The organism is Nocardioides oceani (genome assembly GCF_030412965.1).
In the GTDB taxonomy this organism is placed as follows: domain Bacteria; phylum Actinomycetota; class Actinomycetes; order Propionibacteriales; family Nocardioidaceae; genus Nocardioides; species Nocardioides oceani.
The window spans coordinates 40,801-54,245 of record NZ_JAUHJQ010000010.1; the positions used below are offsets into that span (position 1 = coordinate 40,801).

At 73.6% G+C, this 13,445-nt stretch carries 13 protein-coding genes; 5 read left to right on the forward strand and 8 right to left on the reverse strand.

Annotated features, from left to right (window positions below; translation table 11 throughout):
- The first annotated feature begins 21 nt into the window (after positions 1 to 21).
- A complete protein-coding gene (locus QWY28_RS19120) occupies positions 22 to 885 on the forward strand; it encodes an LLM class F420-dependent oxidoreductase (RefSeq protein WP_300954220.1) in 864 nt (287 codons plus the stop codon).
- A 50-nt stretch (positions 886 to 935) separates the two neighbouring features.
- On the opposite strand, the gene QWY28_RS19125 is transcribed toward QWY28_RS19120, so the two are convergent.
- From QWY28_RS19125 to QWY28_RS19145, 5 genes are all read right to left on the reverse strand, one after another.
- On the reverse strand, positions 936 to 2,384 hold the full coding sequence (locus tag QWY28_RS19125; protein WP_300954221.1) for an MFS transporter: 1,449 nt from the start codon (positions 2,382 to 2,384) through the stop codon (positions 936 to 938).
- Between the two features lie 300 nt (positions 2,385 to 2,684).
- Complete coding sequence (locus tag QWY28_RS19130; RefSeq protein WP_300954222.1) at positions 2,685 to 4,952, reverse strand: catalase; 2,268 nt, start codon at positions 4,950 to 4,952, stop codon at positions 2,685 to 2,687.
- Positions 4,953 to 5,087: 135 nt separating this feature from the next.
- On the reverse strand, positions 5,088 to 6,050 hold the full coding sequence (locus QWY28_RS19135) for a glycoside hydrolase family 26 protein (protein WP_300954223.1): 963 nt from the start codon (positions 6,048 to 6,050) through the stop codon (positions 5,088 to 5,090).
- Positions 6,051 to 6,195: 145 nt separating this feature from the next.
- Positions 6,196 to 6,909, reverse strand: coding sequence for an FAD-binding oxidoreductase (locus tag QWY28_RS19140; RefSeq protein WP_300954224.1), 714 nt, complete (start codon positions 6,907 to 6,909; stop codon positions 6,196 to 6,198).
- A complete protein-coding gene (locus QWY28_RS19145) occupies positions 6,906 to 7,517 on the reverse strand; it encodes a sulfite oxidase-like oxidoreductase (protein ID WP_300954226.1) in 612 nt (203 codons plus the stop codon). The genes QWY28_RS19140 and QWY28_RS19145 overlap by 4 nt, the downstream gene beginning before the upstream one ends.
- Positions 7,518 to 7,592: 75 nt before the next feature.
- Here QWY28_RS19145 and QWY28_RS19150 point away from each other — a divergent pair, with 75 nt between their 5' ends.
- Together QWY28_RS19150 and QWY28_RS19155 are read left to right on the forward strand one after the other, a co-directional pair.
- Complete coding sequence (locus QWY28_RS19150; RefSeq protein ID WP_300954227.1) at positions 7,593 to 7,973, forward strand: hypothetical protein; 381 nt, start codon at positions 7,593 to 7,595, stop codon at positions 7,971 to 7,973.
- Between the two features lie 88 nt (positions 7,974 to 8,061).
- Complete coding sequence (locus QWY28_RS19155) at positions 8,062 to 8,874, forward strand: SDR family NAD(P)-dependent oxidoreductase (RefSeq protein ID WP_300954228.1); 813 nt, start codon at positions 8,062 to 8,064, stop codon at positions 8,872 to 8,874.
- 5 nt (positions 8,875 to 8,879) lie between these two features.
- Here the strand turns inward: QWY28_RS19155 and QWY28_RS19160 are convergent, their stop codons facing one another.
- Both QWY28_RS19160 and QWY28_RS19165 read right to left on the reverse strand, forming a co-directional pair.
- The gene (locus QWY28_RS19160) at positions 8,880 to 9,767 is read right to left on the reverse strand and encodes an alpha/beta fold hydrolase (RefSeq protein WP_300954229.1); all 888 of its coding nucleotides are present in this window, start codon (positions 9,765 to 9,767) and stop codon (positions 8,880 to 8,882) included.
- Positions 9,768 to 10,106: 339 nt separating this feature from the next.
- Positions 10,107 to 10,859 (reverse strand): class I SAM-dependent methyltransferase, encoded by a 753-nt coding sequence (locus QWY28_RS19165; RefSeq protein ID WP_300954231.1) that lies wholly within the window; start codon positions 10,857 to 10,859, stop codon positions 10,107 to 10,109.
- 158 nt (positions 10,860 to 11,017) lie between these two features.
- Here QWY28_RS19165 and QWY28_RS19170 point away from each other — a divergent pair, with 158 nt between their 5' ends.
- Complete coding sequence (locus QWY28_RS19170; RefSeq protein ID WP_300954232.1) at positions 11,018 to 12,205, forward strand: alcohol dehydrogenase catalytic domain-containing protein; 1,188 nt, start codon at positions 11,018 to 11,020, stop codon at positions 12,203 to 12,205.
- Positions 12,206 to 12,352: 147 nt separating this feature from the next.
- Here the strand turns inward: QWY28_RS19170 and QWY28_RS19175 are convergent, their stop codons facing one another.
- Positions 12,353 to 13,162, reverse strand: coding sequence for an alpha/beta fold hydrolase (locus QWY28_RS19175; RefSeq protein WP_300954233.1), 810 nt, complete (start codon positions 13,160 to 13,162; stop codon positions 12,353 to 12,355).
- Positions 13,163 to 13,298: 136 nt separating this feature from the next.
- Here QWY28_RS19175 and QWY28_RS19180 point away from each other — a divergent pair, with 136 nt between their 5' ends.
- Positions 13,299 to 13,439, forward strand: a complete 141-nt coding sequence (locus QWY28_RS19180) for a hypothetical protein (protein ID WP_300954235.1) — start codon at positions 13,299 to 13,301, stop codon at positions 13,437 to 13,439.
- The last annotated feature ends 6 nt before the right edge of the window (positions 13,440 to 13,445 follow it).

Below are 13,445 nucleotides of genomic sequence, written 5' to 3' on the forward strand. Positions count from 1 at the left end.
GTACCCACCTACTCTCGGCACATGAAGCTGGGAGTGCACTACGCGAGCTTCGGCCACCCCGGCTGGGAGCACGCGCTCACCGACCGCCTCGCCGCGACGGCGCGGGTCGCCGACGAGGGCGGCGTCTCGCTGCTGACGGTGATGGACCACTGGTTCCAGATGGAGCAGCTCGGCGGGCCCTCGGAGCCGATGCTCGAGGGCTACACCACGCTGGGCTACCTCGCCGCGCTCACCGAGCGGGTCCGGCTCGGGCTGCTGGTCACCGGGGTGACCTACCGCCATCCGGGCCTCCTGGCCAAGACGGTCACCACCCTCGACGTGCTCGCCCGCGGTCGCGCGGTGCTCGGCATCGGCGCCGCGTGGTACGAGCGGGAGCACCGCGGGCTCGGCGTGCCCTTCCCCCCGACGGCGGAGCGCTTCGAGCGGCTCGAGGAGACCCTGCAGGTCGTGGCGCGGATGTGGGGCGACGACGACCGGCCCTACGAGGGCCGCCACTTCCGGCTCGAGGAGCCGGTCGCCGTGCCGCCGCCGGTGCGCGGCCGGGTGCCGGTGATGGTCGGCGGCAGCGGCGAGCGGAAGACGCTGCGGCTCGTCGCGCAGTACGCCGACGCCTGCAACCTCTTCGGCGAGGCGCCCGAGGTCGTGGCGCACAAGCTCGACGTCCTGCGCCGCCACTGCGACGACGTCGGCCGCGACGTCGAGGAGATCGAGAAGACCCTCGTGCTGGCCACCGACCTCGACGACGTCGACGCGCTGGTCCGCACCCTGGAGGAGTACGCCGCGCTCGGGATCACCCTCGTCACGATGAGTCCCGGCGGCGACGACCCGGTCGCCTGGACGACCACGCTGGTCGAGCAGGTGCTGCCGCGCGTCGAGCCGCTCTGACCCTCCGGGCGGTTCGTGCGGCGGCCGCCCGCAGGGTGAGCGCCCGGGGCTCAGCCCGCGGCGACCCCGGCGACGACGGGCTCGTCGGTGCCCGCGGCGTCGGTGGGCCTCCGTCGGGGGATGAACGCGGCGATGGCGACGCCGGCGAAGGCCGCGATCGCGCCGACGACGAAGCAGAGCTGGAACGCGCCCTCCGTCGGGATCTCGAAGCCGTCGCCGATCGGCATGGTCTTGCTGGTCAGCAGGGTGCCCATGACGGCGGCGGAGACGGTGGTGCCGAGCGAGCGCATGAGCGAGTTGAGGCCGACCGCCGCGCCGGCCTCGCGCGGCGGGACTGCGTCGAGGATGAGGGTCGGCATCGCGGCGTACCCGATGCCGACGCCGGCGGAGAGGATGCAGGAGACGATCAGCAGCTGCCAGGGGGCGTCCATCAGGACGTACGCCACGAGGTAGCCGCCGCCGAGGACGGCGGCGCCGATCATCAGCGTGAGGCGGGCGCCGATGGTGCTGATCAGCCGGCCGGAGACCGGCGCGAACAGCATCATCACCAGGCCACCGGGAGCCATCCAGAGGCCGGCGGCGAGGATCGACTGGCCGAGGCCGTAGCCGGTGGCCTCCGGCAGCTGGAGCAGCTGCGGGACGACGATGGCCTGGGCCATCATGCCGAAGCCGACCGCGACGGCGGCGACGTTGGTCATCAGCACGGGCAGCTTGGCGGTCGCGCGGAGGTCGACCAGCGGCTCGGCCTGGCGCAGCTCGAAGGCGCCCCAGGCGAGCAGGACCACGACGCCGACAGCGATCGCGCCGAGCGTGCGGGCGTCGCCCCACCCCCAGGTGGTCGCCTTGGAGATGCCGACGAGGAGGGAGACCAGGCCGGCGGCGAGCCCGAGGGCGCCGACGACGTCGAGCCGGACACCCGGGCGGGCGTCGTGGACGTGGGGGATCGCGTACGCCGTCAGCACCGTGATCAGCGCGGCCATGCCGGCCGAGAACCAGAACAGCGCGTGCCAGTCGCCGGCCTCGGCGATCCACGCGGCGAGCGGCAGGCCGATCGCGCCGCCGACGCCGAGCGTGGCGCTCATCGCCGCGACCGCGCCACCGGCCATCTTCGGCGGCACGATCTCGCGGATCATCGCGATGCCGACCGGGATGAAGCCCATCGCCATGCCCTGCAGGGCCCGGCCGACGAGCACCGGCGCGAGGGTCGACGACAGCGCCACCAGGGCCGAGCCGACCACGAGGATGCCGGCGCTGGCGACCATGACCCGCTTCTTGCCGACCAGGTCGGCCAGGCTGCCGGCGATCGGCATCGAGACCGCCGCGGCGAGCAGCGTGATCGTGACGACCCACGCCGCGTCGGCGGCGGAGGTGTCGAGCAGGAGCGGGAGCTCGCTCTGGATCGGGATGACCAGCGTCTGGGTCAGGGCGGCGGTGAGCCCGCCCAGGCAGAGGACGACGACCGCGAGACGCGGGTTCGGGGTCCGGGTGGAACTCGGCACGGGCTGATCCTTCGGGTCGGTGAGCCGCCCACGCTAGAGATGATTGCCGGCGACAACCAACTCTGCCCGCTGTGATCCCGGCTACCTCGGTCTTCTCGCCGCCGTCCCGCGCGCCGCCAGGCCCGTTGTAACGCGACGTTCGCCACTCTGTAGGCACGTTGCAGCGTGCCTACACAGCAGCGAACGTCGCGTTACAGCTGCCGCCGGCGGGCCGCAGGCGGAGGCGGACGCGGCACCGCCCCGACGCCGATCGCTCGGCGCCGGGGTGGTGGGAGGCCCGGGCGGTCGGGGCCGGACGGGTCAGACCGCGGTGGGGAAGCGGTCCCAGACGCGGTGGAACGCCATCTGCTCCGAGACGCCGGTGAACACGTCGGCGGGGGAGCCGCCGGTCACCACACCGGCGTCGGACTCGGCGACGCCCGAGGCCGCGAGCGCGGCGACGCCCTCGCCCCAGGCGCCGATCACCTTCGCGTGGCGGTGGCACTCCTGGACCATCAGCGCGACGCGCGGGTCGAGGCCGGCCGCGCCGGGGGCGCCGGCCTTGGCGTCGCGGTTGGCCAGGGCGTCGGGCGCCGGCTTCGGCCACCCGGCGAGCAGCAGGACGTCGACCTCGACCGAGCGGCCGGTGGCGAACGTCCGCTGGACCGGCATGCCGTCGATCATGCCGCCGTGGGGGCCGATGAGCAGCGGCACCATGCCCGCGCCGTGGATGGTGCGGCGCAGCGCGTCGACGCCGCTCAGGTCGCCGTCGGGGTCGACGACGATGCCGACCATCCGGCCGTCGGGCGGGAACGGCCCCGTGACCTGCGAGAGCGCGGGGCTCGGCTCGAGGTCCTCCAGCGTGATCGTGGGGGAGGGGGCGGGCAGCCCGAGGCCGGTCGCGACCTCCTGGCACAGCACCGGGTCGATGTTGGCCAGGCACTGCAGCTGCCGCTCCTTGACGGCCTGCTCGTAGCACTTGCCGAGCTCGAAGGTGTAGGCCCGGATGATGTGCTCCTTCTCGACCGGCGTCATCGACAGCCAGAACTGGCGCACCTGGCTGTAGTGGTCGTCGTACGACGCCGGGTTGGCCCGCACCTTGGTCGCCTCGGAGACCTTGACGGCCGCCTCGACGAAGGCCCGCGTCTCCTCCTCGGACAGGTCCGCGCCGGCCGCGAACGGGCAGCCGCCGTCCAGCGAGTTCGGCTTGTACGGCGCCACGCCGGAGTGCACCGCGTGCTGGTGGAAGCCGTCGCGGAACATGTCGTTCGTCGGGACGTGCGGCCGGTTGACCGGGATCTGGTTGTAGTTCGGGCCGCCGAGCCGGGACAGCTGCGTGTCGACGTAGGAGAAGAGCCGCGTCTGCAGCAGCGGGTCGTCGGTGACGTCGATGCCCGGCACGAGGTGCCCGACGTGGAACGCGACCTGCTCGACCTCGGCGAAGAAGTTCGTCGGGTTGGCGTTGAGGGTCAGCTTGCCGATCGGCTGCACCGGCGCGATCTCCTCCGGCACGATCTTCGTCGGGTCGAGCAGGTCGATCCCGGCGAACATCTGGTCCGGCTCGTCGGGGAAGACCTGGACGCCGAGCTCCCACTCGGGGTGGGCGCCGGCCTCGATCGCGTCGTACAGGTCGCGACGGTGGAAGTCGGGGTCGATGCCGCCCACCATCTGCGCCTCCTCCCAGGTCAGGGAGTGCACGCCCAGCTTGGGCTTCCAGTGGAACTTGACCAGCGACGTGCCGCCCTCGGCGTTGATGCACCGGAAGGTGTGGACGCCGAAGCCCTCCATCATGCGGTAGGAGCGCGGGATGCCCCGGTCGGACATGTTCCACATCGTGTGGTGCTGGGCCTCGGTGTGCAGCGAGACGAAGTCCCAGAACGTGTCGTGCGCGCTCTGCGCCTGCGGGATCTCGCGGTCCGGGTGCGGCTTGCCGGCGTGGATGACGTCGGGGAACTTGATGCCGTCCTGGATGAAGAAGACCGGGATGTTGTTGGCGACGAGGTCCCAGTTGCCCTCCTCGGTGTAGAACTTCGTCGCGAACCCGCGGGTGTCGCGCACGGTGTCGGCCGACCCGCGCGAGCCGAGCACGGTCGAGAACCGCACGAAGACCGGCGTCTCCTTGCCCTTCGCGAACAGGCCCGCCATCGAGACCGACTCGGCGGTGCCGTAGCCCTCGAACACGCCGTGCGCTCCGGCGCCGCGGGCGTGGACGACCCGCTCCGGGATGCGCTCGTGGTCGAAGTGGGTGATCTTCTCGCGCAGGTGGTGGTCCTGCAGCAGCGTCGGTCCGCGGCTGCCGGCCTTGAGCGAGTGGTCGGTGTCGCGCAGGCGCGTGCCCGTCGAGTTCGTGAGGTACGCCGACTGCTGGCTGCGCGCGGTCACCGGGGCGCCGGTGGGCGCGCCCGTCGCGGTGCGGGTGTCGGGCGCGCCCTGGTCCGGCTTCGGCGGCAGCGGCGGCTTGACGGCCGTCGGCTCCTCCACCGTGGCGGGGGCGGGGCCGGGCACGCCGGGAACGGTGATGTCCATCAGGCCCTCGAGCTTGTCCTTCGCGGCCTTCGCTGCGTCCTTGGCGGCGTCCTTGGGGTTCAAAGCAGGTGTCTCGCCTTCGTCGGGGATGGGTTCCCCGCCCCCTTACCCCTCGACGCCGCTTCTGAGCGGCGTGGCCCGGCCCACGGTCGGGGTGCATCGACCCCGGGCTCGGGGAGGACCCGCGCCCCGCCCGGGTCAGAACCGCGTCGCGCCGGCCGCCCACGCGGCCAGCGAGGCCTCGGAGCTGTCGACCCGCCAGTCGGCCTCCTTGGCGAGGGAGAACCAGGTGAGGCCGCGCACCTCGGGGTGCACGTCCAGCCACGCCCACATGTCGGTGATCCACGCCGCCTTGTCGCCGCCCGCAGCCTCCGGAGCACCGACCTCGGTCACGTGCAGCGGCCGCCCGCTGAGCGCGTCGAGCTCCGCGACGCCCGGCGCGAAGACCTCGGCGAAGGACTGCCAGGCCGACCACGGCTGCGTCGTGCCCCAGTTGTAGCCGTCGAGGCCGACCCGGTCGACGTACGCGTCGCCGGGGTAGAGCGCGGCCAGCGGCGTGGAGCCCGGGAACGGCACGTTCGCCGACCAGCTCCACGTCACGTTCGTGACCTTCGCCCGGCGGAAGACGTCGACGACGTGACGCCAGGCGGCGGCGTGGTCGCCCGGGCCGTTGCCGTTAACGCCCTCGGCCCACGGGTACCACGTGCCGTTCATCTCGTGCGCGAACCGCAGCACGATCGGTCGGCCCCACGCCTTGACCTGCCGGGCCCAGCGCGTCACGTAGGCGTCGTGGTCGCCGGCGGCGATGCGGTCCAGCGCGTACGCCGGCTGGTCGACGCCGGCGTGGGGGTCCCAGGGCTCCCAGGTCAGCTCGGGCACGGCGCCGGCATCGGTGATGCGGCTCGCGTCGGCGGCCGGGAAGTCCGTGCCGCCGGCCCACGCGGCGTAGAAGGTCACCTGGTCGATCCGGGCGCCGGTCCGTGCGGCGAGGCCCTGGGCCTCGGACAGGTCGGTCGGCGCGCCGGCCACCGCGAGGCCCAGGGTCCGGTCGACGGCAGGTGCCGGGCCCGCGGGCTTCGCCGACCTGCCGCCGGCCGCGGCGGGGTCGAGCGCGCCGCCGGTCACGGCGACCAGGACGGTGAGCAGGGCGGTCGGGAGCAACAGCCTCGGACGAGCGGGCACCGGTACCTCCGGGGCGGGGGAGCAGGGGACGAGCCGGAGAACCCTAGGCCGCCGCACCCGGGCCCGGTGGCCGAACGCCCGGCTCTTTGCCGACGATCACCTGGTCGGGTGACTGGGCGGGTGGTCAGCCGGTCGCCCCGAACTGCTCGACCCGGATGGTCGTCGGGTCGACCCCGGCGCCGATGAGCAGGGGAGTGGCCAGCCCGACGAAGCGCGGCGAGCCGCACACGAACGCCACCTCGGCGCCGGCCGCCAGCGGGGCCAGCTCCTCGGCCGTCGGCACCCCGCGGACGCGGCCGCCGGCGTCGTGGCGGGTGTAGGCGACCAGCGCGCCGGCGCGCGCCAGCTCGGCGGCGTACGGCAGGTGCTCGGGGTCGCGCCCGACCGCGGCCACCCGCAGCAGGTCGGTGCGGCCCAGGCGACGGGCGGTGCGCAGCATCGCGACCGCGGGCACGACGCCGGTGCCGCCGACCAGGCAGACCGCCGGCGTGCGGGCGTCCCAGCGGAACCAGCGGCCGATCGGTCCGCGCACCTCCAGCACGTCGCCGACCTCGGCCACGTCGCCCAGGTGGCCGGACACCTCGCCGTCGGGGAAGCGCTCGACGAGCAGCTCGACCAGCGGGTCCTGCGAGTCCGAGGCGACCGAGTAGGACCGTTGCGCGGTGTAGTCGTCCGGGGCCCGCAGCCGGACGACGTAGTGCTGGCCAGGGTCGTGGGGCTGCCGGTCGTCGACGTGCAGCCGGAGCCGGACCTGGTCGGGCGTCGGCTGCTCCTTGGTGATGATCGTGCCGGTCGTCCACGCCGTCTCGCGGGGGACGACGTCGTCGATCGCGCTCACGCGTCGCCCTGGTAGCGCTGCTCGCGCCACGGGTCTCCGCGGTCGTGGTAGCCGTTGCGCTCCCAGAAGCCCTGCTGGTCCTCGGCGAGCAGCTCGAGGCGCGAGATCCACTTGGCGGACTTCCAGAAGTACAGGTGGGGGACCAGCAGCCGCGCCGGCCCGCCGTGCTCGCGCGACAGGGGCTTGCCCTCGGCCTCCCACACGACCCACGCCCGGCCGCCGGTCACGTCCTCGAGCGGGAGGTTGGTGGTGTAGCCGGTGCTCGAGTGCGCCAGCACGTAGCGGGCCTCGGGCCGCGGGCGCGCCGCAGCCAGCAGGTCGTCGACGCTGATGCCGCGGAAGACCATGTCGAACTTCGACCACGTCGTCACGCAGTGGATGTCGCCGGAGTACGTCGCCGAGGGGAGCCGGTGCGCCTCGTCCCACGACCAGGTGGTCGGCTCCTCGACCAGCCCGTCGACGGTGATCGACCAGTCGGCCGGCTCGATCCGCGGCGTGGCCTCGGCGGTCAGCACGGGCCAGCCGCTGCCGGTGTCGTACTGGCCCGGCGGCAGCCGGCCCGCGGGGCTCTCGTCGCGCTTGCGGAAGAAGCCACGGGTGACGGGCACGGGTCCTCCTGGGGTCGGTCGGCTGCTCACCGGCGAGTCTAGGGAACGTCCGGTTCCACCCCATCCGCGCCGCCGATGGCCTACGGTCGCCTGCGCAAGGTCGTCCCCGCTCGTCCGGGAGGTGCAGTGGAGGACCTCGACGCCCAGCTCCGGCGCGCCACCGGGGGCCGGCTGTCCTACGACGCGCGCGACGGGGTGCTGCGGGCCCGGGCCGACGACGCGCCCGGCCCGGCCGACCTGGTGGTGCGGCTGGGCAAGGAGGCCGTGCGCAACGCGATGCAGTCCGCGCTGCTGGCCGCCGACCCGCCGGCGGTCCCCGACGACGCGCTGGCCGCCGGCGCGCGCGCCCTCCTGGCGACGTACGACCGGGACCCGGGCGCGGCCGAGCGGCTGCTGCTGCGCAGCGCGGCCCAGTTCGCGGGCACCGCCGCCGCCCGCCGTCGCCGCCGCGGCTGACCCTCGGGACGTCGCCCGGGGCCGGTCCGTGCGGTGGTATAACACGTTCTAGTTCCGAGCCGTCCGACGGAGTTCATGGGGGAGTCGCATGCAGCAGCTGGCAGGCCGGGTCGCGGTCGTCACCGGCGCGGGGAGCGGCATCGGCCGGGTCGCCAGCGAGCGGCTCGCCGCACGGGGGTGCCACCTCGCGCTGGTCGACGTGAGCCCCGGCGGCATCGAGGACACCGCCGAGCTGGTGCGCCGAGCGGGCGTCACCGCCTCCACCCACGTCGCCGACGTCTCCGACGCCGACCGGATGGGGGAGCTGCCCGCCGAGGTGCTGGCGAGCCACGGAGCGGTGCACGTGCTGGTCAACAACGCCGGCGTCACGTCCGCGGGCGCCTTCGCCGACGAGCGGCTCGAGGACGTCAGGTGGATGGTCGGGGTCAACATGTGGGGCGTCGTGCACGGCTGCCACGCGTTCCTGCCGACGCTGCTGGAGCAGGACGAGGCGCACATCGTCAACGTCTCGAGCATGACCGGCCTGCTCGGGTTGCCGCACAACGCGACGTACGCGCTGACCAAGGGGGCGGTGAAGTCGTTCACCGAGGGCCTGCGCGGCGAGCTGATCACCACGAACGTCGGCGTGAGCACGATCTTCCCGGGCACGCACCGCACGAACATCACGAGCAGCGCGCGCGGCGCCGAGGGGGAGCGGATCGCGAGGCTCGGTGCTTCCCGGATGTCCGCGCTCATGCCGCCGCCCTCGCGCGTGGCCAAGGCGATCGTCAGGGCGATCGAGAAGGACAAGCCCCGCATGGTCGTCGGGCCCGACGCCCGCGTCCTCGACCTCGCCGCCCGCCTCGCCCCGGGCCGCACCGGCCTCGTCGGTCGGGCCACGTCGCGCCTCTCGGCGCACTGACGGCTCTAGGCGAGCCCGCCGAGACGGCGCAGGTCCGCGAGGATCCGGTCGAGCTGCGTGACGAGCGAGAGGTGGCCCTCGTCCTCGAACAGGTGCGCCTCGGCCGTCGGCACGTGCTCGGCGAGCCACACGCCGTGGTCGTAGGGGACCATCGCGTCCTGACGGCCCTGCCAGACCGCGACGGGTACTCGGATGTCGGCGAGGTCGAAGCCCCACGGGGCGACCGCGGCGAGCCCGTCGTCGCGCATGCCGACCGCGCCCTGTGCGCCGGCGTTGCGGAAGGTGCGGCTCATCCAGTCGGAGAACTCCGCGTCGAGTGCTGCCTTGTCGACCTCGGTCACGAGGCCGCCCAGGCTCGCGGAGACGTCGTCGGGGGAGGCCTGGAGGACGCCGAGGGCGTTCTCCTCGAGGAAGGGTCCGTACACGTCGGGACCCTGCTCGGCCGCGTGGTACTCCTCGTGGTTCTCCTCCGCCATGCCGGCGAACCAGTCCAGGCCCGCGGCGTCGTACGGCGCCACGCCGGCGATCGTCGCGGCGGCCAGGCAGCGGTCCGGCAGGAGCGCCGCGCACGCGAGCGCCCGCGGTCCGCCGCCGGACCAGCCGGCGGTCACGAACTCGTCGGCCTCCAGGTGGTCGAGCACCACGACGGACTCGACCACGTCGTCGGCGTACCGCCCGGGCTGCGGGCGCGGCGTCGACGCGCCGTACCCGGGACGGGAGTACGTCGCCAGCCGCAGCCCCGCCGCGCGGACCGCGTCGTCGAACCGGGGCCACTCGGCCACTGCCGACGGCGACCCGCCGTGGAACAGCAGCCAGGGCCCGGCGTCGGCACCGCCGACCAGCACCTCGATGGTCCGGCCGTCCGGCCCCGGCACCTGCAGACGCTCGCTCATGGCCCGATCCTGCCAGCGGGCCCTCGGCCGCGGCGGGTGTCACGCCACGACACATCGGGGTGGAAGCGCCCAGCGAGAAGGACCATGGACCCCACGACGACCCGCAGGGCCGCCGGACGAGCGACCGGGACGGCGCTGGCGGCTGGTGCGCCCGGGTGCGGTTGCATCGCGCCCGCCGAGCGCTGGCCGCGCACCCGGCGTTCCAGGAGCCTCGCGACCGGACGAGGCGGGGAGCGGTGAGCCGGCCTCGGCAGGGTCCTATCCGAACGCAACCTGACATAATGTCAGTTATCGGCGATCTGCGGCGAGGCGAGCGCGGTGGACCGGGCCCCGAGGCGATCAGTCCGACTCACAGACGCAGAGCTGGATCGGATCATCCCCGGTGAACGGCCGACCCGACCAGTCACCGAACCGCTCGACCAGCCGCAGCCCGGCGAGCGACAACAACGTCGGCAGCTCCTGGGGAAAGATGCTCCGGAGCTCGAGCGGCGCGACGAGGAAGTCGGGCTGGCCGTCGGCGGAGAAGAACCACGTCCCACGCGTCACCTGGGCGGCGGCGTCGTAGGTCTCCGCGACGTCGACGCGCACGGCGCCACGGTCGGGATGCACGAACGACAGCGCGTCGCGGGTCCGGCGGACGCCGTCGGCAGCGGCCAGGCGCCGTACGTCCGGGTTCCAGACGTCGAGGACGAAGCGGCCTCCGGGCGCCAGGTGCGCTCGCACGGCCCGCAGGCAGCGCAGCAGGTCGGCGGTCTCGTGCAGGTGGAGCAACGAGTTGGCGGCGACGATCACCACGTCGAACGTGCGCCCGAGGTCGAAGTCCCGCATGTCGCCCTGGACCCACTCCACCGCCAGCGCACGCTCGTCCGCCCGGCGCCGGGCCTCGTCGAGCATGGCCGGCGAGAGCTCCAGGCCGGTGCACGGGTGCCCGTCGGAGGCGATGGGGACCAGCTTGCGTCCCGTGCCGCAGCCGAGCTCCAGGACGGTCCCGCCCTGCCGCCGGGCCGCAGCCCGGTAGAACTCGACGGCCGGCTCGCCACCGGGGAACAACCGGTCGTACAACCGCGCGTCGGAGTAGAACCGATCGCTCATGGCCCCCTCCTCGCGACCCGAGGGTAGACCCGCGCCCCTGGCAGCCGTCGGCGATCTGCACGGGCGCGATCGGGGTACGGGGCCGGTGCGGCGACAGGACACCCTCCGGTTGCTGCACCGGAAGCTGAGACCGTCAACTGGGAAGCAGAGTCGTTCCGATGAAGGCAGTCACGTGGCAGGGCACGCACGACATGCAGGTCACCGAGGTGCCGGACCCGCGGATCGAGGAACCGACCGACGTCATCATCCGGGTCACCTCGACTGGTCTGTGCGGTTCCGACCTCCACCTCTACGAGACGCTGGCGGCGTTCATGGAGCCCGGCGACATCGTGGGCCACGAGCCGATGGGCATCGTCGAGGAGGTCGGCTCGGCGGTCACCGAGCTGGCCGTCGGCGACCGGGTCGTGGTGCCGTTCAACGTCTCGTGCGGCTCCTGCTGGATGTGTGATCGTCACCTCTACAGCCAGTGCGAGACCACGCAGAACCCCGAGCACGGCACGGGCGCGAGCTTCTTCGGCTACTCCAAGCTCTACGGCCAGGTGCCGGGTGGCCAGGCGGAGTACATGCGGGTGCCGTTCGGCAACTTCCTGCCGGTCAAGGTGCCGCACGAGCATGCCGACGACCGGTTCCTGTTCCTCTCCGACGTCCTGCCGACCGCCTGGCAGGGCCTGAAGTACGCCGACGTCCCCGACGGCGGCACCCTGCTGGTCATGGGCGCGGGCCCCATCGGCGACATGGCCGCGCGGATGGGTGTCCGCGCCGGCCACCGCGTCATCAGCGTGGACCGGGTCCCCGAGCGGCTCGCCCGGGTCGAGGCGTTCGGCGCCGAGCCGCTGGACCTGGACGAGGCCGCCGAGGTCGGCGGGGTCGCCTCCGTCGTCCGGGAGCTCACCGGCGGGCGCGGCGCGGACTCGGTCATCGACGCGGTCGGCATGGAGGCGCACGGCTCCCCCGGCGCCCAGGGCATCCAGAAGTTCGTGGGGCTGATGCCCGACGCGATCGCCGAGCCCATGCTCAAGAAGGCCGGGATCGACCGGCTGGCCGCGCTGCACACCGCCATCGAGTCGGTCCGTCGCGGTGGGACGGTGTCGATCTCCGGCGTCTACGGCGGCGCGGTGGACCCGATGCCGATGTTCCAGATGTTCGACAAGCAGGTGCAGGTGCGGATGGGCCAGGCCAACGTCCGCGCCCACACCGACGAGCTGCTGGCGATGCTGGTCGAGGACGACCCGTTCGGGGTCGACGCGTTCGCCACCCACCACCTCCCGCTCGCCGAGGCCCCGCAGGCCTACGAGCACTTCCAGAAGAAGGAGGAGGGCATGGTCAAGGTGGTCTTCCAGCCCTGACCGGTCGCGCTCCCGCCCGGCTCCCCTACCTCTGGTGCCGGCCGGTCGCTCCCGGGCGGCTCGCCGACGGCTCCCGGCGTCGGTGCCGCCCGACCCGGCGGCGCGGCGGCCAGGTCGCCGCGGTCGGTGGAGCTCCCCTGCGGTCGCTCAGGCCGTCAGGAACACCCGCAGCGCGGACACGAACGCCTCGGGCTGCTCGGAGTGCACCCAGTGGCCGGCGCCCTTGATGGTGACGAGGCGGGTGCGCGGGAAGAGCGCGCGCATGGTGGCGTCGTGCTCGGGACGGATGTACGGCGAGCGCTCGCCCGCCAACCACAGCACCGGGTGGTCGAAGGTCCCGTCGCCGAGCTCTGCGGCGTCGGGGAAGCCGCCGATCGTCGGCAGCTCGGCCCGCAGCAGCGCCAGGTTGGCCTGCCAGCGGAAGCCGCCGTCGGCGGAGCGGAGGTTCTGCAGCAGGAAGCCGCGGACCCGCTCGTCGGGGATGTCGGTGGCGAGCAGCCGGTCGGCGTCGGCCCGGCGCTCGACGGCGTCGAGGTCGAGCCGGGCGAGGCTGTCGAGGAGGTGCTCGAACTCCCCCGTGCCCGCGTTGCGGGACGGCGAGATGTCCACCACGACGAGGCGGCCGACCAGGTCGGGGTGCCGCAGGGCGAGCACCATCGCCACCTTGCCGCCCATGGAGTGGCCGACGACGTGCACCGGTCCGTCCGCCGCGAACCCCTCGCGCAGGTGCGCGGCCACCGCGTCGGCGACGTGGACGTAGTCGACCGACTCGGTCCACCGCGACCGGCCGTGGTTGGGCAGGTCGACGAGCAGCGAGTCGAGGTCGGGCTCGAGCGCCTTGGCGGCCTGGGTGAAGTTCTTGCCCTGCCCGAAGAGGCCGTGGAGGAACACCGTCCGCGCTCCCCCGGGTCCGCCGATCTCGACGTCGTGGATCGGGCGCTCCGGCTGGCTGCTCACGCCCCGCAGCCTAGGGGCGGCCGACCTGCCCGAGTGGCCCGGCCTCCTGACCCGTCCGGGTCATCTCCGGTGTGTTGCAGCACACACGGCGCTCCCGCGTCCTACGGTCGAGCAGACGACTTTGGGGGTCATCGCCATGTGGGACACCGTCCAGACCAACGCCCGCCCGATCTCGCACGACCTGCCGTGCGGCTGGTGCGGGCACGCCACGCACACCTACCTCGCGTGCTCGGACAGCTGCGACTGCCAGCCGGCGCGGGACCTCGTCCGCACCTGAGCGGCC